This is a genomic window from Paradesulfitobacterium ferrireducens (genome assembly GCF_017310645.1).
In the GTDB taxonomy this organism is placed as follows: Bacteria; Bacillota; Desulfitobacteriia; order Desulfitobacteriales; family Desulfitobacteriaceae; genus Paradesulfitobacterium; species Paradesulfitobacterium ferrireducens.
Window position 1 is genome coordinate 37622 of record NZ_JAFLRH010000022.1, and the last position, 24315, is coordinate 61936.

Consider the following 24315-nt stretch of genomic DNA (forward strand, 5'->3'; position numbering starts at 1 on the left):
TTCATTTCGCTCTTTCAGGCTTTTCCGCACTCGATACTCAAGGTATGACGCCAGCATGAGCACCATAATAAACACATACCCCAGCGCATGGATTCGTTTCTGGCTCTTTAGAAACACTGGACCTAGGTATACCGGACTTTTCAGAAACCGAAACTTCGTTTCGATCGAGATTTGCCGTTTGTATTCGGTTAAAAACAGCTGCCGGAGTGTATTTTTCTTGATCCCGGATGGAGTAGATCAGCACGAAGGTTGATTCCATTTGGCGCAGCCGTTCAAAGAGATCCGGAGCTAAGTCCCCTATTTCGCAGTGAATACGGTAACTGATGGTCTCAATCGGCTCCTCGCCCTTTTTCGGGCGCCCCTTATGGGCATAGGTTGTAACCGTCTCGCACGCCACGGTTCCTGAAAATGAGTAACCGTACTTCGCTACCTCCAGGGCAAACGCTTGCAGCGCATTCCGGGCATCCGGTTCACAGGCAAAAGCAGTGGCAGTTAAGGTTTTCGCCTTGCGTGCCCATTCTTCTTTCTGTTTGCTTATCCTCTTAGTCAAAGTTTTTTCCTTGCCGGCTTCGAGCATGCTGGAGTGAACGACGAGGAAGCGGTATTCCTGATCATCGATTTGTCTTTGAGCTGGAAATACCCGATAGCGAGCAGCGTGGTTCTCGTTACTTGCTAAGATCGCAATATCTTGCCACTTATCTTGTTCCCAGGCTAGCTCCTTTAATTCCTTGGCCAGGCCAAAGGTTTCGGGAAATCTTGATATAAACTGGACATTTTGTTCGGCCAGACTCTTGAGGCCATTGGTTGAAATCAAGGCACAGTCAGCTGCGAAAATAACGTCTTTTAACCCTTGCCGGGTAAAGAGCTTCTGCATCTCTACCGCGGCTTCCGGATTCCACTGGACATCCGTCATGTTACCGGCTAATAACTCTCCCATAATGACCAGACCATCTTCCTGAACTGCAGCCCCCAGCTTAAATTGCTTCAGATCGGGGCGCAGATCCTTGCTAAACCCGTGATTAATCTTAAATTCAGCATGAGCCTTACCGGTGTAAGCCCCTTGAACCGACTTGGATGTCGTATCAAAGTGAACAATATTGATGCCAAGGGAATGGGCCTGGAGTAGGGATAGGGAAACCATACTGACCAATTGTTCCATGGATATCTCGGCCAGCTTATCCAAGGCATGGCCGTAAGCATCGTCGTTCAGCTGCTCCACGCTGAGATCCACCTCAGCAAATAAATTGCGTAAGTCTTGCTGGGCCCAGAATTGCTCAATCTTCCACAGGGGTTTGCGGCCACACAGAATACAGATTACTAAGGTTTCGATGAGCAGGCCGGGAGAAACTTTTGAATTCGCTTCTCTCCAGTGAACCATCTGATTGACGGTCTGAGCAATCTTGGCTATACGACAGAGTGCTGCAGCGATCGGAACACTTGCTGCCCGTATGGTGCGGATATCTGCGAATGAGTTTGTCATCATGTTACCTCCACAAAAAAGTTAGAGATAACATTCGACACGAGATAGGAAAAATCCTTTAAATGGAATAAAATACCTGTTACCAGAAATTAACTTGCGGAATGTGGGGATTAACTTAGGATGACAAACAGGTTGAAAATTGGTACAATCTAAGAAAGGCAATGCAGCCGTACAATGATCCGGATCTGAACGGATATTTGTACGGCTGTTTTGCTAATAAGAGACTCACATAAATAATTGCATTTTTGTATTGTATTGCGCACGAATGGAGGTAGAAGAAAATGTCGAAAAATGACCGAAAAAAGATTCAACAAAAAGAAGGAATTGAGAAATTGAATCACGAATAATTAAACGTAACTTAAATAATTAAACATTACTTAACACCTTTTATTTAATAAACCTTTTCTTACGAAAGTTGAGAGTCCAATCACAAATGATTTCATCTCCAGTCATTTACCTTTCCTAGTAAGATTAACTTTACCGTTTTCAGAAAACTTTGTCCAGAGTATATGAATGATATGCAGATAGTAAGTAAACGGGCATTAATCCATATTTAAAACCGGATCAAAAGGAGGCGGAGTAAAATAGGGAAAATATGAAAGTAAATATAATAACAAGTGGTCATCTCAAGGAGGGAGGGATAAAGTGACCGGATTTTTACTTGACCATGCTACTATCGTGACTATGAACTCTCAGCGGGAAATTATTCCTGACGGTGCCATCCGCATTCTGGGTGATAGAATTATGGAAGTCGCTTCCAGTCACAGCGTGAAGGCAGCGAGCGGGTCGCCGGATGAACATCGCGTTGATTTAAATGGCAAAGTAATATTTCCAGGATTGATCAATACCCACAACCATATGTTTCAAACGTTGACCAAAGGTCTGGGTGATGACCGGGTTTTGGCCGATTGGCTCAGGGATATGACCTTTCCGGCTGCGTCATATCTGGATGAGGAAACGGTTTACTGGGCAGCGGTTTTGGCTTGTTTAGAGGGAATTCACAGTGGGACGACCACTGTTTTGGATTATATGTATCCCCATCCCAGAGCAGGGCTAAGTGAACCGGTTATCCGGGCTTTTCTTGACACCGGTGTAAGAGGTCTTTTCGGAAGGGGTATGATGGATACGGGGGAGCAATTTGGTTGTGACTCCCGGATTCAGCAAGATACTGATGAAGCCCTGGTGGATGCCGAAAGACTTTTGCAAAAATACGGTGCAACAGGAGGGAAGGTGAATATCTGGCTGGCGCCGGCGGCTTTGTGGTCTAACAGTGAAGGAATGTTAAATGGTTTGGCTGAGTTGCAGCGGAGATATGGTGCAAGGCTCTCTGTTCATATATCTGAGACTCCGTTCGATCGTCAGTCGGTAGAAATGCTGCACGGACGGAACGAATTGAAGGTTCTGTCTGATTTTGGACTGTTAAACAATAAATTGTTGATGGTGCACTCGGTCTGGTTGACCGATCAGGATATTGAACTGGCTGCTAGTGCCGGTGCGGCGATCTCTCATAACCCGGTAAGCAATATGTACCTTTCATCAGGGGTAGCACCCATACCCAAAGCAAGACAGCGGGGTATTCCGGTCGGCTTGGCCACAGACGGACCGGCCAGCAATAATTCCCAGGACATGGTGGAGGTTTTGAAGTTTGCTGCCTTACTCCACAAGGTGCATCATCTCAACCCTGTTGCGCTTACAGCTGGACAAGTTTTAGAAATGGCAACCATTGAGGGGGCCCGGGCAGTGGGTCTTGAGCATGAAATTGGGTCATTGGAAGTGGGAAAGAAGGCAGATTTATTTGTATTTAACCCGGAACTTTCTCTTAAAGCAGTCCCAATGCATAATCCCGTTTCGACGCTTGTTTATTCTTCATCTCCCCAAAACATAGAGATGGTCATGGTGGACGGGAAGATAGTCATGGAGAACGGTCAATCTGTTTTTATGTCGGAAACTACGGCTGTTTCAGCAACACGTCGGGTTGCGGAGGATTTGCGCCGGCGCGCCGGCATCACCATTAAACCGGCATGGTGATAAATGCAATCACGAAGGGGAGAACGTAATGAAGTTCAAGAATATAGTGATTCCGGTTGTCGCAATTGCCGTTGCCTTGATCTTTGGGGCGATCATTATTGCCGTGATGGGACTGGATCCGCTGTTGGCGTATGAGAGTTTGGTGCAAGGAGCATTTGGCAGTGTTTATGGCGTAACCACCACATTAGCCAAAGCAACTCCGCTAATCTTTACCGGTTTGAGCTTTGCCCTTGCCAAGAAAACAGGATTGCTGAACATTGGCGCAGAAGGTCAACTTTATATGGGTGGTCTCTGTAGTGTTCTTGTCGCAGCCTATTTGCCACCTATGCCAATGATTCTCCACCTTTCTCTGGAAATTCTGGCCGGATTTACCGGAGGTGGCCTGTGGGGGTTACTGGCTGGCTGGTTGAAGGTCCGTTTTGGCTCCAGTGAAATTATCACCACGGTGATGCTGAATTACACAGCGATGTTTTTTATTGCGTATATGGTCAACGGTCCGATTATTGAACCGCCTGGGAACTTGCCGCAAAGTAAACCGATTCCGCCGTCTGCAATCTTTCCTTCATTAATTCCTAATACTCAATTACATTTGGGGTTTGCTATCGCTATTCTCATGGCCGTTTTTTACTACATCTTTCTTTGGCATACCCGTAAAGGATATGAAGCCCGTGTAGTTGGTCTGAACCCGGAAGCCGCTACATATGCCGGGATGAATAAAAACCGGTTGGTGTTTTTAATTATGTTTTTGGCCGGAGGTTTGGGCGGACTGGCTGGGAGCAGCGAAATTCTCGGTATCCAACATCGCCTCTTTCAGGCCTTTTCCCCTGGTTATGGTTATGATGGCATTGCAGTTGCTTTGCTCGGTCTAAATTCACCCATCGGAACGGTGCTGGCAGCAATCCTGTTCGGGGCCTTGCGTAGTGGCGGAGATATGATGCAAATGGTCGCTCATGTTCCGTTAGCCATTATCTATGTCATCCAGGCGCTGGTCATCATGTTTGTTGCTGCTGAGTATCTTTTCCGGCGTTTTGGGGGCTTCAAACAGCGGGCGGCAAAATTGCTGAAGGGAGCTGGAAAACATGAGTCTGTCTAATCTGGCCAGTACGCTGTCAAGTTTTATTAATACCGATATTCAGACTGCTATGCCGATTATGCTGGCCGCAACCGGAATGGTTTTTAGCGAAAGAGCAGGCTTGGTTAACATCGGTATTGAAGGTGTCATGTTAATGGGGGCTTTTACCGGTGTAGCTGCTTCCTTTCTGCTTGGCAGTGCCTGGCTTTCCTTGCTTGTGGTAATCATCATTGGCGGGATTTTGGGATTGTTTTTTACATTTTTGGTGGAAACAGCACGGGCCGATCAGGTGGTTATCGGTATGGCGTTTAACCTTCTGGGACTGGGGTTGACGACCATGTTGAACCGGGCTCTCTTCGGGATGAATACGGCCCCACCTAAAATCGAGAGTTTTACTCCTCTTCACATACCGGTACTTTCCGATCTGCCTTTTATCGGTACGGCATTCTTTCAACATTCCAGCCTAACCTATATCGCCTTTGTTCTGATCCCGCTTGTCGGTTTTATCGTTTTCAAAACCAATGCGGGTTTGAATTTAAGAGCCGTGGGTGAACACCCCCGGGCTGCCGATACGGTTGGGATTAATGTGATCAAAGTACGCTATATCGCCGGTATGGTGAGCTGTATGTTTGGTGCTGTCGGGGGTGCATATCTCTCTATGAGTCAGTTGAACTTTTTTACGGAGAACATGACAGCAGGCAGGGGATTTATTGCTCTTGCTGCGGTTATTTTCGGCAAGTGGTCTCCCTGGGGAGTACTCGGAGCTGCCCTGCTTTTTGGTGCCGGCAATGCTGTATCATATCTTATTCAGGCATCCAACAGTCAAATACCGGGCCAACTCGTGCTGATGGTGCCTTATGTGCTGACGCTTGCCGCTCTGGCCGGATTTGTCGGGAGAGCGGTGGGTCCGGCGGCAAGCGGTAAACCCTATATTAAGGAGTAGTAGGTGACGAAATGCTCAATTCAGTGACTCGGATTGATGCGCTGAAAAAACTTACTGGCCAAGCGCTATATGCAGCCGATCTGCGTTTGCCGCAAATGGTGACGGTCAAGGTATTAAGAGCAGGTATTCCTGCTGGGAAAATAGGCCGGCTTGACCTTAGTAAGGCTGTTGCAGTGGAGGGGGTACTGGAGATACTCACTGCAGCTGACATTCCGGGGATTCCTGCCCGTCCGCTGGAGCGTCCGGTTCTGTGTCAAGACCTGGTACGCTATATGGGTGACGGGATTGCCCTTGTGATAGCCGAAAATGAAAAAGCTGCCCAGGACGGATTAAGTCAAATCCGAGTGGAATGGGAAAAGGTGCCGGCGGTATTTGATGTGCAGGAAGCCTTGGCTGAAAATGCGCCACTGATCCACGGCGATTCCAATATCGCCTCCCGTTATGTTGTCAAGGAAGGAAGTCTGGAAGAAGCCTGGCAGGCCTCTGACTTGATTCTGGAAAGAACCTTCAGGACCTCAAGAGTCCAGGCAGCTCCTATTGAACCGGAAGCAGTAGTTGCCAATCTGGAAACTCCTGATCAAATTGTGGTCTATTGTCCGTGCAAGAGTCCGTTTAATGTACGTCGGGTTGTCGCCGAGACGCTGGGCTGGGACTTTAACCAGATACGGATCGTTCAGACTGTGGTTGGGGGATCGTTTGGAGCAAAAGATTCGGATATCGGTATTCTTGCCTCCAGGGTTGCTCTTGCTGCCTTGGTCACGAAACGCCCGGCCCGCTCCGTATGGGAACGGGAAGAATCCTCCCTGGAAGGAACCAAAAGGCATCCTTACCATTTTACTTACAAAATAGGACTCACGCAAGATGGAATGATTAATGGCATGCAGATCAGGGGAGTTGCCGACGCCGGAGCTTATCTGTCCAAAACGAGTATGGTCCTATGGCGCTCAACTGTGGAAGCCACCGGACCTTATCGTGTACCCGCAGTGGATACGGAATTGATGGCAGTATATACCAATAATCCGGTATCTGATGCGGTTCGGGGTTTTGGGTCTCCACAAGTTAATTTTGCCGTTGAACTTTTGCTCGATGAAGCGGCGGAAAAGCTGGGAATGGATCCTTTGCAACTCCGCCGGCTCAATGCTTTCCGGGAAGGGGACAAAGCACCCTACGGCCAGGTTATGGTCGATGTAGGTATTCATCAGTGTTTAAATACCGTAGCCGAGGCTTCCCGCTGGAGTGCTCAAGCGGATCCTGCTCCGGACGGACATGTCCGGGGCCGGGGCATGGCCTGCTGTTTTCGCGGCTCCGCCTTGGGTGCCGGAGGAGAAGGCATTGATGCTGCGGCTGTAAATATTATGATCAACAGGGATGGCAGTGTTTACTTAACTACCGGTATCAGTGAAGTCGGCCAAGGGAGTCATACTGTTTTTGCTCGCTTGGTTCAAGATGCGTTTGCTATCCCGCAGGCTTGGATCAAGGTTAACGCAGTGGATACAAGCAGCGCTTATGACAGCGGGCCGACCGTCGCCTCCCGGGGCACCTCGATTGGGGGCAATGCCTGTCTTCATGCGATCAAACAATTAGAGGAAGTATTACAAGAGGCTGCCGGCCGTAAACTGGGGTTAACAAGGGAGAAAATTAAATTTCAGGCCGGTAGGGTGGAAGGACAGAATCAGAGTCTGTCCTGGAGAGAGTTGGTTGATTACTGTTATCAATCAGGGATTAACCTGAGTTCTTTTGGCTGGTATAAGGCACCTGATCTGAGTTGGGAACGGGAGACCGGGCACGGTATACCCTATTTTTCCTATACTTACGCTGCGGCTGTGGCAGAAGTGGATGTGGATTTAATCACTGGGGAAGTAAAACTCCTTGACTATTTTGCGGCCCATGATGTGGGAAATGCCTTGAATCCGGCCGAACTGCACGGGCAAATCGGGGGCGGAGTCAGTATGGGGGTAGGGTATGCTCTATGCGAAGAGGTGGACAAGCCTGAGCGAGGTATGAATTTTGACCGGTACATTATTCCTAGCGCCGTGGATATGGGGCGCTTACACCCCCTGTTGGTGGAAACCGGGGATCGCAGGGGTCCTTTGGGCGCAAAAGGAATCGGGGAACCGGCAACGGAAATTGTTGCTCCAGCCATTATCAATGCGATCAGTTCGGCTTTGGGAATACGTCTGTACGAGCTGCCCGCCGGGCTGGAGCAGGTAAAAGCGGCAATCGAGAGAAGGGGTGTCCATGGGAACTCTGATTTATAATGGCTGGGTTATTACCCAGAATGAAGAACGCAAGGAATATAACCCCGGTTATGTCTATATCAACCGAGATCTGATTGAGGAAATCGGCGATAACTCTGAACGTCTGGCGGCCTTGAAGGCGCAGGCTGCGGAATTGATCGATGCTGCGGGTTGTGTGGTTATACCGGGCTTAATCAATCCTCATACTCATATGTTTCAGACTTATATGAGGGGACTTGGTGATAATAAACCACTTTGGCAATGGCTCAAAGAAGATATTTGGCCTTCGGCGCTCCTGATGGAGGAAGAAGATTTCTACCTGGCTGGTCTGCTGGGTTCTTTGGAGAACCTGTTGAGCGGTGTGACCCATGTGGTCGATCAGCATTATGTACACTATGTACCGGGCAGCACTGATGCCGTGTTGCGGGCTATGCGGGAAAGCGGGATACGGGGAACGTTATGCCGGGGATTTGTTGATCAAGAGTACCGGCCGGAGTTTATGGAAACGTCGGCGCACATCATGGCCGCGATGGATGAACTGGGTTCGCGCTGGCATGGCAGTGAAAAGGAAAGACTTAAAATTTCCCTGGGACCTTTAAATCCCTGGGGCTGTTCTCCGCAGTTATTGGATGAGGTAGGCAGGTATTCTGCTGATAACAATATGGATATTCAAATTCATGTGGCAGAAACGACGAAAGTCGTGGAGTCAAGCGTATCCCGTTACGGGCTGGATAATCTGACCTTTCTTCATCAACATGGTATTTTGAGCCCTCACACCCAGTTGGTTCATGGGGTCTGGCTCAACGAGAGAGAGGAGGAATTAGTAGTTCGTACAGGCAGCCATTTGGTACATTGTCCGGTTTCCAATATGTATTTGGCTTCCGGAGCGGCTCCCGTGCGACGCTGGTTGGACAAAGGGATTAATGTGGCCTTGGCGACAGACGGACCGGGTAGCAACAATAGTGAAGACATGATGGAGACGCTGAAATTTGCAGCCTGTTTGCAAAGAGTTTCAACGTTGGATCCCGCTTCCCTTTTACCCCAGGATGTCTTGGATATGGCGACACGAGGCGGGGCACAGGCCGTCAATGCCGGAAATACCGGGGTATTAGCCCCGGGGTATAAGGCGGATGTAGTGCTTGTGCGCATGGATCGTCCCCATCTGGGTCCGGTGCATAATGCCGTATCAATGCTGACGTTTAATGCCAATGGCAATGACGTGGATACCGTGCTTGTAGACGGGCAAGTGGTTGTGCAAGGGGGACACTCCACTTTGGTGGATGAACAGGAACTGATACAACGATGTCAAGCCAAAGCGGCCCGAATCCGTGCCACGGTAACCAATTCTCTTTCACATGATTAGCATGAACCTCAAAACACCGGGGAAAGGAAGATGAAGGATGAAAAGAGCAAAGAAATGGTTTTCTATGGTTGCCTTGCTTCTTATTGTAGCTTTGCTTGCCGTCGGCTGCGGCTCCAGTTCAACAGGAGGAACATCACAAGACACAGGGGTTAAAAAATTAAAAGTGGCTTTATTGCTTCCAGGCCCAATCAATGACAACGGATGGGATGCAGTGGCCTACAAAGGCCTGAAACAGGCTGAAACTGAGTTAGGCGTGGAAACTGCTTACCGGGAAAATGTCAGTGCATCAGATATGGAAACAGCTTTCAGGTCATTTGCCCAACAAAAGTATGATGTCATCATCGGACACGGATTTCAGTTTGGTGATGCTGCAAAAGCAGTGGCCAAGGATTTCCCCAATACCAAGTTTGTCATTACCAGCAGTAACATCTCGCAGGCACCGAATCTGGCTTCCATGAACGTGCTTTCTCATCAGGTGGGTTATCTGGGCGGCGTGTATGCAGCATTGGCGACGAAAACCAAGAAAATTGCTTTTATTGGCGGTCAGGAGATTCCGCCCATTCTTGACGGAGCGAAGGGTTTTGCCGAAGGTGCAAAATCCGTTGATCCCTCCGTTGAGGTGATGAGCGCCAATACCGGAAGTTTTGATGATGTGGCTAAAGCCAAGGAAACAGCCAAGGCTTTTATTGCCAAAGGAGCTGACGTCGTACTCGGGGATGCCAACCAGGCCGGTCTGGGGGTTATTGACGCTGCGAAGGGAGCCGGTGTTTATGCGATCGGGTACGGTGACGATCAATCCAATGTCGCGCCTGAGACGGTCATTGCCAGTGGTTTGCAGATTTATCCAGTAGCGATTACGGTCATGGTAAAAACCATTCAAGACGGAAAATTTGAGCCTAAGTTTTATCCCATGGGTATCAAAGAAGGGGCAGTCGGGATTGCCCTGAACAAAGGGCTGCTTTCCAAACTGCCTGCCGGGATTGAAGAGAAAATTAATCAAGTGGTTGATGATTTCAAGAGCGGTAAATTGACGGTTGGTATTCCTCAATAATTTTCAGGACGTCCCGGATCAACAAAGCTTGTCAACTTTCTGAAAGGGGATATATTATGAAAAGTTTACCTAAAAAGATAATGGGTATTCTATTAGTCCTCTTACTCGTGGTTTCTTTAACGGGTTGTGGTTCTCCTGCTGCTCAACCGCCTTCTCCGGATAAAGCTGGAGCGGCGGCAAGCAAGTTGAAAGTGGCCCTGCTGCTGCCCGGGCCGATTAGCGATAACGGCTGGAATGCATCTGCTTATCAAGGCTTAAAAGAAGCTGAAGCACAATTTGGAGTCGAAGGGTCTTATGTTGAAAATGTGGCCCAATCGGATCAACTGGCAAAATTCCGCGCTTATGCCCAACAGGGCTATAACGTGGTGATCGGACATGGTTTTGAATTTGGGGAAGCTGCCAAGCAGGTTGCCAAAGAATTTCCTCAAGTAAAATTTATTGTCACGAGTTCGGATATCACTCAGCCTCCCAATTTGGGTTCTCTAAACGTGGTCAGCCAACAGGCCGGTTTTCTGGGCGGCGTGGTTGCTGCTTTACTCAGCAAGTCAGGTAAAGTGGCGGAAGTTGGCGGTATGGAGATTCCTCCGATTCAGACTTTCTTGACAGGCTTTAAACAAGGTGTTAAGTATACCAATCAATTAACAGGCAAAAATGTGCAGGCCCTGGGTGCTCTGACCGGCAGCTTTGATGATGTAGCCAAGAATAAAGAGATGGCCAAAACATTTATTAATCAAGGCGCTGATGTCATCCTGGGTGATGCCGACCAAGCTTCTGCCGGTATTATTCAGGCTGCTCAACAAGCTAAAGTGTTGGCTATCGGTGTCGGCGGCAACCAGACCAACTTGGCGCCCGATACTGTCGTCGTCAGCACAATCCGTTCCATGCCGGTCGCTATCGAGTTCTTGATTAAAACAATCATGGACGGAAAATGGGAACCGAAGTACTATCCGGTCGGAATCAATGAAAACGCTTGTCGCCTGGAGTGGAATGACCAGTTAAAGAACAAGCTTTCCGAGCAGGATTTGAAACTTGTTGATCAAGTGGTCAGTGATTACAAAGCCGGTAAAATTGATTTGAATACTCTGCCTCAATAAATATTTGTCAGGTGTATGTGCTGAAAGGACGGTACAGAAAATGTGCCCACCGACGGTCACATACACCTCCTCTCAAAACTGTGGCTAGCGATAGGATATCACAGAGGAGGGATTGGTGTGCCGTTAATCTTAGGAATCTCCGGCAGTCCCAGGAAAGGGGCGACGGAATACGCCGTGAAAACTGCATTGGAAGCAGCTAAAACGGTAGAAGGAATCGAAACGGAATACTGGAGTGTGCACCAAAAGAAAATTGGCTTTTGTATTCACTGTGACCGTTGTATCCGGGAAAAATCCTTTTGTTATCAAGATGACGGTGTCAGGGAATTAGAAAACCTTATTGTCAAAGCGGATGGGATTATCGTTGGTTCCCCGGTTTATGACATGAACATTACTGCTCAATTGGCAGCCTGCTTTAATCGGCTCCGCCCTATGTTTATCGTTCAACCATCCGGGTTACGCCATAAGATTGGCGGGGCGATTGCTGTCGGTGGCACTCGCCATGGCGGACAGGAATTCACTTTGGCAGCTATCAATAATTTTTTTATCATGAATGAAATGCATGTAGTGGGTGGGCCAGGCGGTTGTTATAACGGTGGTAAGATTTGGAGCAAAGATGCCAAAGTACAGGGAGCTCAGGAAGATACAGTAGGAATGAATACAGTGCGTGCCCTGGGGCTGGCGGTAGCTGAGGCGACAATCATCACCAGCATTGGCCGGGCTGCTTTTCAGGAAAAGTATACCAGCCGTTTGGAGCCTGTCAGGGACCACTAGTTTGCTGAGAAGAGGTGGCGTCAATGGCCAGTGCAATTAAGATGCTAGGGGTTGTCAAACGGTTCGGTACTTTTGCAGCCAACGATCAGGTCAGCTTCGAGGTTGCCGAAGGGGAAATTCATGCTCTGCTGGGGGAAAACGGCGCCGGGAAATCCACTTTGATGAATATCCTTTATGGTTTGTACCAGCCGGATGAAGGGGAAATTTTCCTGCGGGGAGAGCGGGTCCGTATCAACAACCCGAGTGATGCCATCCGTTTGGGGATTGGCATGGTGCACCAGCATTTTATGCTGATTCCGGCTCTGACTGTAGCCGAAAATATCATTCTCGGTATGGACCGGGGATTTGCCCTTAATCTGGAGCAGGCCTGTACAGAGATTGCAGAATTGTCACGGGACTACGGTTTGGATGTGGAACCGCGGGTTAAGGTCTGGCAATTGACGGTCGGACAGCAGCAGCGGGTGGAAATTGTCAAGGCTTTGTTTCGTAAGGCCAAAGTGTTGATCCTGGATGAACCGACAGCGGTCTTGACTCCGCAGGAAGTTGAAGATTTGTTTGTGGTTCTGCGGCGTTTGACTCAGGAAGGAATGACGGTAATATTCATTAGTCACAAACTGCATGAAGTGTTTTCCATCTGCAACCGAGTTACCGTACTCAGACAGGGAAAGACTGTGGCTACACTTGAAACCAAAGATACCGATAAGGTACAACTGGCCAAGTTGATGGTTGGCCGGGATCTGGATATGAATCTTTGTAAGGTTAACGGTTGTACAACGGAGCCTGTGCTGACGATCAAAAATCTGGAATGTCTGAACGACAAAGGACTCCCAGCACTGAAAAAAGTCAACCTTCACGTCTGTGGGGGGGAAATTCTCGGTATCGCCGGTGTGGATGGTAACGGACAGACAGAGTTAGTTGAGGCAATTACAGGGTTACGGCCGGTCGCCAGCGGGGAAGTCCGTCTTTTGTCCGAGGATGTTACGCATTATAGCCCGCGCCGGCGCCTGATGCTGGGCTTGGGGCATATCCCGGCTGACCGTCATAAGCACGGTGTGATCATGGATATGACCGTTACCGAGAATATGATTTTACAGACCTACTTCCAGGAGCCCTACTGTAAAAAGGGCGGGATAATGTGGAAAAAAGCGAAGCAAACGGCAGAACAATTAACCAAGGAATACGATGTCCGTACTACTTCCTGTGAATTGACAGTAGGCCGTCTTTCTGGCGGAAATCAACAAAAAGTCGTTTTAGCCAGGGAAGTGTCCCGTAATCCTAAATTTTTGATAGCCGCCCACCCTGTGCGGGGGCTTGATATTGGGGCAACAGAATATGTCCATCATAAATTACTGGAACAGCGGGAAAAGGGAACAGGAGTTTTGCTGGTATCGACTGAATTAGAAGAAATTATTGCTCTCAGTGACCGCGTTGCAGTCATGTTTGAGGGTGAGATAGTGGGAGTGCTGGAAGGAGAAGACATTAATGTAACTCAGATCGGGTTACTCATGGCCGGTGCCCAAAAATCAGAAGCTGCAAGTTAGGGGATGTTAATTTTGACTGAATTAAAGCAATGGGTGGAGCAAAACCAAGAGGAATTCATCTCCTTTTTGGTCGACATAGTTCGGATACCCAGTGAGTCGGGTCAGGAAAAAGGTGTGGCAGAACGGATTCAGAAGGAAATGGTACGTCTTGGTTACGATGAGGTAACCATTGACCGGATGGGTAATGTGATTGGGAGGGTAGGCAACGGCAGGCCTGCGATGCTATGGGATGCCCATATGGATATTGTGCCGGCCGGTGATCCGTCGGATTGGGGGTTTGACCCTTATGCCGGTAAACTGGAGAATGGTGTGCTTTATGGCCGGGGAGCGTGTGACGACAAAGGCCCCTTGGCGGCGATGGTGGTTGCCGGGGCTAAAGCCAAAGAGTTTCTCAAACATGGACAAGGCTCCCTCTATGTTGTGGGTGTTGTTGGCGAGGAAATTGGCGAAGGGATGTCCATTGCTGAATATCTTAAAGATAGTGGTTTGGAATTTGACTTTGCTGTAATCGGGGAAGCCAGTTCCCTGCGTTTATGTCGCGGGCATAAAGGCCGGGCCCAGTACGAGATTAGTGTGCCTGGCCGGGGGGGACATGCCAGCCGGCCCGATTTGGCCGATAATCCCCTGTATAAAGCGGCCGAGATAGTTTTGGAAATTCAGAAACTGAATGAAAATCTGTTCGAACATCCAATCTTGGGTAGTGGTACGATAGCCGCCACCCAGTTGACGACAAAATCCAATTCCGTGAATTCAATTGCTGAATCATGCAAGATTTTTGTGGACCGGAGATTAACATATGGTGAGAGTGCGGAGCAGGTTTTGGAGCAACTGGCAGGAATCTGCCGGCCCTTTGAGGCCAAAGTTGAACTCATGGCTGTCGATGAGCCCACCTATACCGGCGCCAGTCAAAAAGGTTTCGAGTATTTTGCTCCCTGGTTTATGGAAGAAGAAGAAGAATTAGTGCAGGCTGGAGTGCGAGCCTTGAAGGCTGCATCAGGTCAGGCAACCGTGGGAACTTGGCAATTTAGTACCGATGGGACGGCGACCCGGGGAACTTTCGGTATTCCGACGATTGGCATTGGACCTGGGGATGAACGTTATCCTCACTCTGTACAAGATCAGATAGATCTCCAGGAATATCTCTTGGCAATTCAAATTTATGCTTTACTGGCGCAGGAAGTGTTAGGAAAATAATTTTGCCGCATGGAAGGCGCCTGTAAATATCATTTTCAAAATTAAGACGTCAGAAAGGAAGGACTCGCGATGAACACAAGACTGATGGGCAAACACTTCATTACTACGGACGAGTGGACACGGGAAGAATTGGAAACCGTGATGCAGGTCGCCGATTACCTCAAGCTTCATACTGCACTCCATATTGATGTGGAGCAAATACTGAAGAACAAGACACTTTTTATGCTCTTTTTTGAAGAATCAACCCGGACACGCAACGCTTTTGAGGCAGGTATTACCCAACTGGGAGGGCATGCTCACTACTTAACCCCGAAAGCGACGCAAATCGATCATGGTGAAGGTCCGAAAGATACGATTGAGGTTCTGGCCCGTTATGGTCATGGTATCGGTGTCAGAAACACGCTGGTTGGCGGCAATGCTTATATGAGAAGACTTGCTGAACATGCCAAAATCCCTGTCTATAATATGCAATGCGATATTTATCATCCAACCCAGGCTTTGGCTGATTTGTATACCATCCGCAGTAAGTTTGGTCAAAATACCCGTGGCCTGAAATTCGTTGTCTCCTGGACCTATGGTCCCGGTTATATCCGTCCCTTATCAATGGCCAACTCCCTGATTACCCTGATGCCTCGTTTTGGCATGGACGTAGTCTTGGCACATCCGAAAGAATTTAATCTTCATCCGGAAATGATGGCTCAAGCAGAAAAATATGCCAAGAGTGCCGGTGTTAAATTTGAAGTAATGGATGACATGGAAGCTGCTTTCGAAGGCGCTCATATCGTTTATCCGAAGAGCTGGGGCCCAATCATGCATACTGAGGACGAAAAAGAAGGTCTGGCGATAATTGAGAAATATCCGGAGTGGGTTGTGAACAGCAAGAAGATGGCCCTGACTAATGAAGAATCCATATATATGCATTGCATGCCTGCCGACCGTGATGTGGAGGTTACTTCTGAAGTCATGGACGGACCCCACTCTGTTATTTATGACGAGGCTGAAAACCGCCTGCACATACAGAAAGCTTTAATGGCATTAACCATGATGAGATAGGCCATAGGAAACATTTTACAATTTTCATCTTATGATCAAGGTTTAAGCTAAACAATTTTTGGGGGTAAAAGGATGGATTTGCGCAACTTTTTACGTAGCCTGGAAACTCATGGTGAACTCGAAAAGTTCACTAAGCCCGTGTCGCTTGTTCATCAATTGGGCGATGTCTTATTTACACTTGAACAGAAAGGTATGGGAGCTGCTCTTTTCCAGGATGTTGGTAAATCCATTCCGGTGACCGGTGGGGTATTGGCTTCACCACGCCGAATTGCCCTCGCGCTGAATTGTGATCCGGAAAAGATAGTTGACCGGTGCATGGCTGCTCTCGGGCATCCATGCCCACCGGCTATCGTTGCTAATCCGGTTTGTCAGGAAATAACCTATACAGGTGACGAAGCGGATTTGGCCATGCTGCCGATTCCCACTCATGCCCGCAAGGACAATGGCCCGTTTATTACAGGCGGGGTGATCGTAGCCAAAGATCCGGAAACAGGCTGCCAGAATCTCTCCTTTCAACGGATGCAAGTGAAAGGCAAAAGCAAATTAGGTATTATGATCAATGAATGGCGTCATCTGCAGGTTGCTTACCAAAAAGCAGAAGCGTTGGGACAAACTTTGCCTGTCAGTATTGCGATTGGTGTTAATCCCTGCATTATGATTGCTGCCGGATTCCGCTATGATGGCGATGAAATGGAAATTGCCGGTGCCTTGGCTCAGGAATCGTTACCGGTGGCCAAATCATTGACCAATGACATCTATGTGCCTGCCGACGCCGAAATAATTATTGAAGGCAGGATTGAACCCTACACCAGGGAGGAAGAAGGACCGTTGGGTGAATTTACCGGTCATTATTCCAAACCCTGGCCGAGTCCGGTGTTTCATGTCACAGCGATAACAACACGGAGAGACCCTATCTATCAGACGATTGCGGGAGGGTCCTTCGAACACATAAATTTGGGAAATGTCCTGCCCCGGGAACCGGTCCTCAAACAATTTGTTACGTTTGCTTCCGGCAATGTCAAGGCAGTGCACATTCCCCCTTATGGTTCGGGATTTCTGGCCTTGGTTGCCATTGCTAAGAAAAATCCCGGTGAACCCAAGAATGTTGCCATGGCGGCGCTCACGTCCCATGTCAATATTAAAGCAGCGATTGTGGTGGATCCGGATATTGACATCTTCAATGCCAATGATGTCTTATGGGCATTATCGACCCGGGTCCGTCCGGATCTTGATGTCTTTCTGGTTCCCGGAGCGCAGGGGCATGAATTGGATCCGGCTTCGGATGATCGCGGCGTTTTATGTAAAGTAGGGATTGATGCCACCCAGATGGATGAGAATCTTGGTTTTGAACGGGTACGCTATGCCACTGTCAATCTTGATGCTTTGCGCTAATTAAGTGTTTTCTATCACGCGAACTTGAACTTCCCTTTAAGGTAATTGACGTAAATAAATTTCGTGGAGTGGAGGAAAGTGAGATTAATCCTTTTAAATGGTAGTCCGCGTCAAGGTTCAACCCATAAAATTCTTTCAGATATTCAGGCCAAGCTGACTGCTCCCGGCGTAGAGATCGAATTGATGTCCCTGGCCGGTAAAAAGGTTGCGCCCTGCAATGCATGTGATTATTGTAAACGCCAAAAGACGAATTGTTGTGTCCATGATGATATGGAAGAATTATTTCCTCAATTTGTCAGTGCTGATGCCTTCGTTGTGGCCTCTCCGGTGTATGTGATGGGGCCGACGCCACAACTCAGTGCTTTTTTCAGCCGCTTGCGCCCGGTACATCACGTTTATCCGGGTATGCTGCGCAATAAGATTTCCGGCAGTATTGCCGTCGGCGGGACCAGAAACGGTGGTCAGGAGCTGACGGTAAGCATCCTGAACAATTATTTGCTGACCCGGGGTTTGATCGTGGTCGGGTCGGAAATCGGAAATTATCACGGCGGTAAAATCTGGTCTCAGGATTCTCCGGACAGAGCAGTGAAGGATACGATCGGATTGGAGACAGCTTATGGTGTTGTCCGTCGGGTCATTGAAATAGCCAAATATTTTTCAAAATAATATCCCAGGCTGACTTGATACCGGCAAGTTAGTCAGAATTATAGCGACTTTATAATTACCAGATAACAACATAAAAGTAAAGAGGTGTAAGTGATGAAGAAGGTGGTCTTAGGCGGGTATACCGTGGTTGATTCCCAAACCGTATTGCCCGGGTCAGGATTATATCTAAGCGATGATACGATCGAAATGGTGGCGGGCAATGAAGAACTGTTGGCAAGACCCGGTGTGGATGAAGTGCTTGACCACCGGGACAGGATATTGCTTCCCGGCTTTATCGACGGTCATGTCCATTTATACGGAATGCTGGCCCATGGCTTGCTGCCTCAAAAACCTCTGGCTGATTTCAATCAATTTCTGCGGGATTACTGGTGGCCGGATATAGAGAACCGGCTCGATCCGGAGGCCATCGAAGCTGCGGCGAAAATGTCCTGTATCGAGCATATCAGGAGTGGAGTGACCACAATCTGTGATGTACTGGAAGCGCCCAATGCCGGACTGGGTATTTTGGAACGGGAAGCTTCTCTGGTTAAGGCTTTGGGGTTGAGGGGGGGGTTTTCCACCGAGGCTTCCGAACGGTTAGGGCAAGTGAAAGCCATGGAATTATTGGCAGAAAACGTGGAGTTTGCCCAGGCTCACCGCCATGATCCTCAAATCTGGGGAATGCTTAGTATTCATACGACCTTTACCTGTGGACCATCTTATATTCAAAAAGCCGTTGCTTTAGCCAAGGACCATCAAATTGACTTTCACATGCACTTATCGGAAAGCGATTACGAACCAGAACTTTGCGAGGAAGAACACGGTATGCGTCCTACCGAACTGTATGACAAGCTGGGGGCTTTAGGACCTCACATTGTGGCTTCGCAGGGTGTTTCACTTCAGGAGCAGGAAATTGAAATCCTGCGTCGCCATAACTGCCGTCTGGTGCATATACCGTTGAGCAACTGTGAAGTGGGTGGTGGATTTGCCCCGGTGCCCAAGTTGCTGGACGCCGGTGTCAAAGTGGGTCTGGGAACAGATGGTTATATCAACGATTTCTTCGAGGTCATGCGGGGCGCGTTTCTGATGCATAAGTCAGTGGCCAAGAATTCCAGTATCATGCCGGCTCATCTGGTGTTTGCCATGGCGACCGCTATTGGAGCGGAGGTGTTGGGCAGAAACGATCTGGGAAAATTGCAACCTGGTTACTGTGCGGATTTTATCGTGATGGACAACCTTTTTCCCACTCAGCTCACGGCTCAGAATTTCTTTGATCAGTTGGTAGTATTTGGTCGTTCCGCCTATGTGCGCGACGTTTATGTCGGCGGCAAACCGGTGATGTTGGATCGTCAAATTCTCCATGGTGAAGAAAACGAGTGCCGGCAGGTGCTTCAGGCCAAAAGTGCAGAGTTTTGGGGAAATGCGGCCAAGTGGGAGTAAAACGTGGTGCGTTAACAGGATGGCGTGCGGGAAGGTATACAGCATATCGATAATAATTTCGGTCAGCCCGTCCGGGCCGGGCTGACCGAAAAGGATTCTCAGGCGTATACGGAACCGGTTTTTGCCATCAAATCAAGCGGTTTATCAACAAGTAAGAGCTGTGCCAAACCAGCGGGTACAGGAAACACTGACGAAAATGATTTGACGTTCCGGTCTTATACCGGTTTAAATAAGCACTTTACGTATCATCCCGGCTGGTACGCTACTGGGGGTGAAATAGAAATAGAAGCCATGTGGCGATTTTTCGTCTATAATCCGGAAGACATACATCATAATCGATTTTCGGAGGTGTAAAAGAATGTTTGATCTCAGACAACTCAAAGGTGCGGATCTTGCCACCGAATTGTGCGGTGTAAAATTACAGAGTCCGTTTATTCTTTCCTCCGGTCCCCTTTCTTATGCGGCGGAAGGGATGATCAGGGCTCACCAGGCCGGTGCGGGAGCAGTGGTAACCAAAACTATCCGGCTCAGTGCAGCCATTAATCCTGTCTATCATATCAGTAGGGTTAACAACGATTCCCTGATCAACTGTGAAAAATGGGCTGATTCGGAGGCGGAAGTTTGGTTTAACCGGGAAATTCCACTGACCAAGGCTGCTGGTGCGGTCGTGATTGCCAGTGTCGGTCATACTTTGCCTGAAGCGGAAGCATTGGTCCTAGATTGTGAAAAAGCGGGCGCCGATTTTATTGAGCTGGTGTCGTATACGGAAGATACTTTGATACCCATGTTACAAGCGACCAAAGAGCGGGTTTCTATCCCTGTAATCTGTAAACTGAGCGGGAACTGGCCTGATCCGGTTGGTACAGCTAAAAAATGTCTGGAGATCGGTGCGGATGCGATTTCTGCGATCGATTCGATCGGTCCGACCTTGAAAATCGATATTAAGCGTGCCCGTCCGGCCCTGCACAGTAAAGACGGCTATGGCTGGCTCTCCGGCGGGGCCATGCGTCCGATTTCGTTGCGAATCAATTCGGAGATAGCCCGCAACGGGTGTGACAACCTGGTCGGCATTGGTGGGGTAACCTGCGCTGACGATGCAATTGAGTATTTGATGGTCGGTGCCAAGGCGATTGGTGTTCATTCCATCGCCATTCTGAAAGGAGTCGAATATTTTTCCAAGTTATGTAAAGACACCGCTATTTTGCTGGATCAGCTGGGTTACCGCAAAATTACGAGCGTGGTGGGGGTAGCCCTGCCCAACTTCCCAAAAGAAGAACAAGTGGCCAAACTGGAATTCGATTACGAGCCGGACTATGCTCCTTGTGTTAATTGCGGCCGGTGTGTTGAAGTCTGTTCATATGATGCCCGTACCCTGAACTTCCCGATTATGGAAGTCAACCAAGAACTCTGCCGCAGTTGTGGTCTCTGCGTCTCAGTCTGCCCGACCGGAGCTCTGACGGCAACGGTCGTCGGGTAAACAGTTAAAGTAACTGCTAATTTGGCCCGCTCTGCTCCATTTTCATAACTTATAAAAAAGGATCATACTTTCGAAGGGCGGTCTTTATATGAAACATACACTGGAACGAGTGATTAGCCTGGCTCAAGCACTGGTTAAGCGTCCAAGTGTCACCGGAGCGGAGCAGGAATTAGCCCGCTTTCTCCGGAGGGAATTAACCGGGCACGGTTTTGAAACGGCGGAGATTGATTCTTATGGGAATGTCGTCGGACGGATCGGTCAAGCCGGTAGGCCAGGGTTATTATTTGATGCCCACATTGATACCGTTGGTGTGCACAACGGGCAAGAATGGCATCATGAACCATTTGGCGGAGAGATTAGTGACGGCAAAATCTATGGCCGGGGAATTTCCGATATGAAAGGAGCCATAGCAGCAGCTTTAGTGGCTGTGGCTGAACTTCGGGAGGAAGGGTGGACACCCTCCGTACCGTTCTGGTTTTCCGGGACCGTTTGTGAGGAAATTGCTGAAGGAGCTGCGCTGGAGCATGTTCTGGTGCATACTCAGCCAAAAACCGTGTTGATCGGCGAGGCGACCGGACTCCGCCTGGCGGTGGGGCAACGCGGCCGGGCTGAAATTGTGTTGGAAGCCCCCGGCAAGTCGGTTCATTCCGCCAATGCCCAATTGGGGATCAATGCCATTGAGAGAGCAACTCAGGCCTTAACTCTGCTGCAAACCAAGATTAAGGTTCCCCGTTCCGTATTTCTGGGGGAAGGAAGCCTGGTCGTTACCGATATTATTTCCGATCCGTATCCCGGCTGTTCCGTGGTTCCATCCCGTTGTTTGATGACGTTTGATCGCCGGCTGTTGCTCGCCGAGACGCCGCCGACGGTGCTGGAGTCGATTCAAAATGTGTTGCCCCCGGAACTGGGTATTCAGGTCAAACTGGCTGAATATCAGGTGCAGACCTACACGGGTGCAGCCTTATCAGGAGAGAGATTTTTTCCGGCCTGGTATGTTGCACCTTCGCTTGGACGTGTCCAGTCAGCGCTGGACAGCCTGAACGAGGCAGGGATTAAGACCGGAATTTCCACTTATAGCTTCTGTACCAACGGTAGTATGAGTGCCGGTAAACGTAAGATTTTTACGATGGGATTTGGTCCTGGTTTTGAAGCGGACGCTCATACGACCGATGAATCAATGGCTGTCGATCAGCTCGTTGGAGCTGTCCAAGGATATAAACAACTATTTCGCGTCTTAGCCAATTGCTAATAGTTAGGGGGGAGAATGTGGCAGAAAACTATCGCCGTATCGATGCTCTGGAAAAGGTTACCGGGCAAACCAAATTTGCTGATGACTTGCATCTTCCGGGCCAATTAATCGGCAAGGTCGTACGCTGTCAGCAAACCCATGCCCGGATCCGTTCCATCGATATCTCGGCAGCTCTCGCAATTCCAGGTGTGGTAACGATCATGCTTGCCACCGACCTGCCGGCCCATACAATCTGGTCGACCTACCCGATCTTAACGGGGGAGCGGGTGCGCTATCAGGCGGATGCGATCGCTTTGATTGCAGCTGAATCGGAACAGGCCGCCGGGGCGGCAATGGCCGAGATCAAGGTGGAGTATGAACCGCTGCCTGCCATGTTATCGATCGAAGAGGCACTGCAAGTCAATGCACCTGCTATCCATGCGGACAGTCCTGATAACCGGGTCGCTCACAGTCACTGGCCTGTACGCAAAGGCAATATTGAAACCGGATTTGCCCAAAGCGACATAATTATGGAAAGGGAATATCGGACCTCTCATATCGAACATGCCTATATTGAGCCGGAAGCCGTGTTGGTTACGACCGATTGGGATGATTCCCTGATCGTTTACGGTTCCACACAAAATCCGTTCAATACCAGAAGAGCGGTGGCCACCGCAACAGGCTATGCACTCAATAAAATCCGGGTGGTGCAACAACCCGTGGGGGGATCATTCGGCGGCAAGGAAGAATCGATGGGACTGATTGCGGCGCGGGCAGCGGTGCTTTGCCTGCAGACGGGCCGTCCGGTCAAAATGGTGTACAGTCGGGAAGAATCCATCACGGAAAGCGCCAAACGGCATCCATTCCGGCTACGGTATAAGGTAGGCGCCAAAAAGGACGGCCGGATTATGGCAATGGAAGCTGAACTGGTCGATGAAGGAGGAGCCTATAATTTTCAGGCTCAATTTATGAACTGGCGGGCTTGTGTTCATGCGGCCGGGGTTTACCGGGTTCCCCATGTCAAAGTGGATGTTTACGCGGTTCACACCAACCGGGTTTTTGGCGGCGCTATGCGTGGTTATTCCTCACCGCAGATTATCTTTGCCCAGGAATCTCTGATGGATGAATTAGCCCAGGAACTCAGGATGGAGCCATTAGCCCTGCGTCAGGCCAACTTTTTGCATGAAGATGACGCAACCATCACCGGTCAGGTGCTGACGGAACCTGTCAATGCGGAAAAAGTGACGTTGCGGGCGCTAGAATTAGCCGGCTATGAGCAAAAGCGACAAGAGTATCAACGCCAAAATCCGGAGGCGCCGGTGGTTCGCGGGATAGGTTTTGCCACCAGTTTTCGCGGTTGCGGCTTAGGTGCGGAAGCGCCGGATGCTACGGGGGCGATTATTACCTTGCAGGAAGACGGCAGTATCCTGCTCCGCTCCAGTTTGACCGATATGGGCCAGGGATTGCAAACGGCTCATGCCTTTTTGGTGGCTGAAGAACTGGGAGTATCACCGGAAAGGATTGCCGCTAAAACGGTGGACACATCTGCCGTTCCGGAAGGAGGAATGACCGTTGCCTCGCGGGGTACATTTTCCGGCGGAAAACCGGTTATCCAGGCAGCAGCTCAGATTAAACAGAGTTTATTTAAGGTAGCGGCCCAACAGTTAAAGTGTGCGGCGGGCGAGTTGGTTGCGGCGGAAGACTGGATTTTCGTTGGCAAGGAGCCGGAACGGAAAATATCATTTGATGAAGTGGTTTCGCTCGCTTTTTGGAACGGATATCCCTTAAGTGTGACCGGCTGGTTCCAGCCTGAACCGGTGGAATGGGACCATGATACCGGCCAGGGCAAAGCTTTTCCCAGTTATACCTACGGTTGCGTGGTTGCGGATGTGGAAATTAACAAGATTACCGGTTCAGCCATTGTCAAACAATTGGTCTCCGTTTATGATATCGGCCGTGTAATTCACCAGGGGGCGGCGTCCGGGCAAGTCTTCGGCGGCATGGCGATGGGTATGGGTATGGCTCTGATGGAAGAAGTAACCTTTAATAAAGGTTTGGTGTCCAATCCTAATTTTGATAAATATATTATTCCTACGGCGATGGACATGCCTGATGCTATTTATGACTTTATCGAATCGGAGGGGAACTCCGGCACAGGCGGGGCTAAGAGTTTGGGAGAAGCCGCGTTGGAACCGGTCGCAGCGGCAGTGGCCAATGCTCTGGCCTCAGCCGGTTATCGGATCCGGACACTGCCGGCCTTAAGTGAAAGCCTGATGGCTCTAATCAATGAACGGAGGTGATTTTTC

Annotated in this window: 19 protein-coding genes; 18 read left to right on the forward strand and 1 reads right to left on the reverse strand. The window is 49.3% G+C overall.

The annotated features are described in order from the left end of the window. Positions 1–37: 37 nt before the first annotated feature. Positions 38–1480: an IS1634 family transposase gene (locus tag J0X21_RS08895; protein WP_206811847.1), complete on the reverse strand. Its 1443-nt coding sequence runs from the start codon at positions 1478–1480 to the stop codon at positions 38–40. A gap of 645 nt (positions 1481–2125) precedes the next feature. Here J0X21_RS08895 and J0X21_RS08900 point away from each other — a divergent pair. The 18 genes from J0X21_RS08900 to J0X21_RS08985 all read left to right on the forward strand — a co-directional run bounded on the left by J0X21_RS08900 (position 2126) and on the right by J0X21_RS08985 (position 24309). After that, positions 2126–3508 (forward strand): amidohydrolase family protein, encoded by a 1383-nt coding sequence (locus J0X21_RS08900; protein ID WP_206811848.1) that lies wholly within the window; start codon positions 2126–2128, stop codon positions 3506–3508. Positions 3509–3536: 28 nt separating this feature from the next. Continuing rightward, positions 3537–4601: an ABC transporter permease gene (locus J0X21_RS08905; protein WP_209011360.1), complete on the forward strand. Its 1065-nt coding sequence runs from the start codon at positions 3537–3539 to the stop codon at positions 4599–4601. Beyond that, positions 4588–5523, forward strand: coding sequence for an ABC transporter permease (locus tag J0X21_RS08910; RefSeq protein WP_206811849.1), 936 nt, complete (start codon positions 4588–4590; stop codon positions 5521–5523). The genes J0X21_RS08905 and J0X21_RS08910 overlap by 14 nt, the downstream gene beginning before the upstream one ends. Positions 5524–5534: 11 nt before the next feature. Further along, positions 5535–7781: a xanthine dehydrogenase family protein molybdopterin-binding subunit gene (locus J0X21_RS08915; protein ID WP_206811850.1), complete on the forward strand. Its 2247-nt coding sequence runs from the start codon at positions 5535–5537 to the stop codon at positions 7779–7781. After that, on the forward strand, positions 7762–9123 hold the full coding sequence (locus tag J0X21_RS08920) for an amidohydrolase family protein (RefSeq protein ID WP_206811851.1): 1362 nt from the start codon (positions 7762–7764) through the stop codon (positions 9121–9123). Before J0X21_RS08915 ends, J0X21_RS08920 begins: the two co-directional genes overlap by 20 nt. 37 nt (positions 9124–9160) lie before the next feature. Continuing rightward, the gene (locus J0X21_RS08925) at positions 9161–10174 is read left to right on the forward strand and encodes a BMP family protein (protein WP_206811852.1); all 1014 of its coding nucleotides are present in this window, start codon (positions 9161–9163) and stop codon (positions 10172–10174) included. A 56-nt stretch (positions 10175–10230) separates the two neighbouring features. Beyond that, positions 10231–11268 (forward strand): BMP family protein, encoded by a 1038-nt coding sequence (locus J0X21_RS08930; protein ID WP_206811853.1) that lies wholly within the window; start codon positions 10231–10233, stop codon positions 11266–11268. A gap of 117 nt (positions 11269–11385) precedes the next feature. Continuing rightward, positions 11386–12039: a flavodoxin family protein gene (locus tag J0X21_RS08935; protein ID WP_206811854.1), complete on the forward strand. Its 654-nt coding sequence runs from the start codon at positions 11386–11388 to the stop codon at positions 12037–12039. A gap of 23 nt (positions 12040–12062) precedes the next feature. Beyond that, a complete protein-coding gene (locus J0X21_RS08940) occupies positions 12063–13580 on the forward strand; it encodes an ABC transporter ATP-binding protein (protein WP_206811855.1) in 1518 nt (505 codons plus the stop codon). Between the two features lie 12 nt (positions 13581–13592). Next, the gene (locus J0X21_RS08945) at positions 13593–14774 is read left to right on the forward strand and encodes a YgeY family selenium metabolism-linked hydrolase (RefSeq protein WP_206811856.1); all 1182 of its coding nucleotides are present in this window, start codon (positions 13593–13595) and stop codon (positions 14772–14774) included. Between the two features lie 69 nt (positions 14775–14843). Continuing rightward, positions 14844–15827, forward strand: coding sequence for an ornithine carbamoyltransferase (locus J0X21_RS08950; protein WP_206811857.1), 984 nt, complete (start codon positions 14844–14846; stop codon positions 15825–15827). A gap of 72 nt (positions 15828–15899) precedes the next feature. After that, positions 15900–17219: a UbiD family decarboxylase gene (locus J0X21_RS08955; RefSeq protein ID WP_206811858.1), complete on the forward strand. Its 1320-nt coding sequence runs from the start codon at positions 15900–15902 to the stop codon at positions 17217–17219. Between the two features lie 78 nt (positions 17220–17297). Further along, positions 17298–17885 carry a flavodoxin family protein gene (locus J0X21_RS08960; protein ID WP_206811859.1) on the forward strand — a complete coding sequence of 196 codons (588 nt, stop codon included), beginning with the start codon at positions 17298–17300 and terminating at the stop codon, positions 17883–17885. 93 nt (positions 17886–17978) lie between these two features. After that, complete coding sequence (locus J0X21_RS08965; protein ID WP_206811860.1) at positions 17979–19304, forward strand: amidohydrolase family protein; 1326 nt, start codon at positions 17979–17981, stop codon at positions 19302–19304. Between the two features lie 24 nt (positions 19305–19328). Further along, complete coding sequence (locus tag J0X21_RS08970; RefSeq protein ID WP_206811861.1) at positions 19329–19658, forward strand: hypothetical protein; 330 nt, start codon at positions 19329–19331, stop codon at positions 19656–19658. A 4-nt stretch (positions 19659–19662) separates the two neighbouring features. Continuing rightward, positions 19663–20781, forward strand: coding sequence for a dihydroorotate dehydrogenase (locus J0X21_RS08975; protein WP_206811862.1), 1119 nt, complete (start codon positions 19663–19665; stop codon positions 20779–20781). Positions 20782–20869: 88 nt separating this feature from the next. After that, positions 20870–22030: a YgeY family selenium metabolism-linked hydrolase gene (locus J0X21_RS08980; RefSeq protein WP_206811863.1), complete on the forward strand. Its 1161-nt coding sequence runs from the start codon at positions 20870–20872 to the stop codon at positions 22028–22030. Positions 22031–22047: 17 nt separating this feature from the next. Continuing rightward, complete coding sequence (locus J0X21_RS08985) at positions 22048–24309, forward strand: xanthine dehydrogenase family protein molybdopterin-binding subunit (RefSeq protein WP_206811864.1); 2262 nt, start codon at positions 22048–22050, stop codon at positions 24307–24309. The last annotated feature ends 6 nt before the right edge of the window (positions 24310–24315 follow it).

Excerpts from the sequence above, each read along its gene's own strand:
- J0X21_RS08910 (WP_206811849.1), top strand. The coding sequence starts at position 4,588 with ATGAGTCTGTCTAATCTGGCCAGTACGCTGTCAAGTTTTATTAATACC.
- J0X21_RS08930 (WP_206811853.1), top strand. The coding sequence starts at position 10,231 with ATGAAAAGTTTACCTAAAAAGATAATGGGTATTCTATTAGTCCTCTTA.
- J0X21_RS08925 (WP_206811852.1), top strand. The coding sequence starts at position 9,161 with ATGAAAAGAGCAAAGAAATGGTTTTCTATGGTTGCCTTGCTTCTTATT.
- J0X21_RS08975 (WP_206811862.1), top strand. The coding sequence starts at position 19,663 with ATGTTTGATCTCAGACAACTCAAAGGTGCGGATCTTGCCACCGAATTG.
- J0X21_RS08965 (WP_206811860.1), top strand. The coding sequence starts at position 17,979 with ATGAAGAAGGTGGTCTTAGGCGGGTATACCGTGGTTGATTCCCAAACC.
- J0X21_RS08920 (WP_206811851.1), top strand. The coding sequence starts at position 7,762 with ATGGGAACTCTGATTTATAATGGCTGGGTTATTACCCAGAATGAAGAA.
- J0X21_RS08940 (WP_206811855.1), top strand. The coding sequence starts at position 12,063 with ATGGCCAGTGCAATTAAGATGCTAGGGGTTGTCAAACGGTTCGGTACT.
- J0X21_RS08980 (WP_206811863.1), top strand. The coding sequence starts at position 20,870 with ATGAAACATACACTGGAACGAGTGATTAGCCTGGCTCAAGCACTGGTT.
- J0X21_RS08955 (WP_206811858.1), top strand. The coding sequence starts at position 15,900 with ATGGATTTGCGCAACTTTTTACGTAGCCTGGAAACTCATGGTGAACTC.
- J0X21_RS08950 (WP_206811857.1), top strand. The coding sequence starts at position 14,844 with ATGAACACAAGACTGATGGGCAAACACTTCATTACTACGGACGAGTGG.
- J0X21_RS08915 (WP_206811850.1), top strand. The coding sequence starts at position 5,535 with ATGCTCAATTCAGTGACTCGGATTGATGCGCTGAAAAAACTTACTGGC.
- J0X21_RS08895 (WP_206811847.1), bottom strand. The coding sequence starts at position 1,480 with ATGACAAACTCATTCGCAGATATCCGCACCATACGGGCAGCAAGTGTT.
- J0X21_RS08905 (WP_209011360.1), top strand. The coding sequence starts at position 3,537 with ATGAAGTTCAAGAATATAGTGATTCCGGTTGTCGCAATTGCCGTTGCC.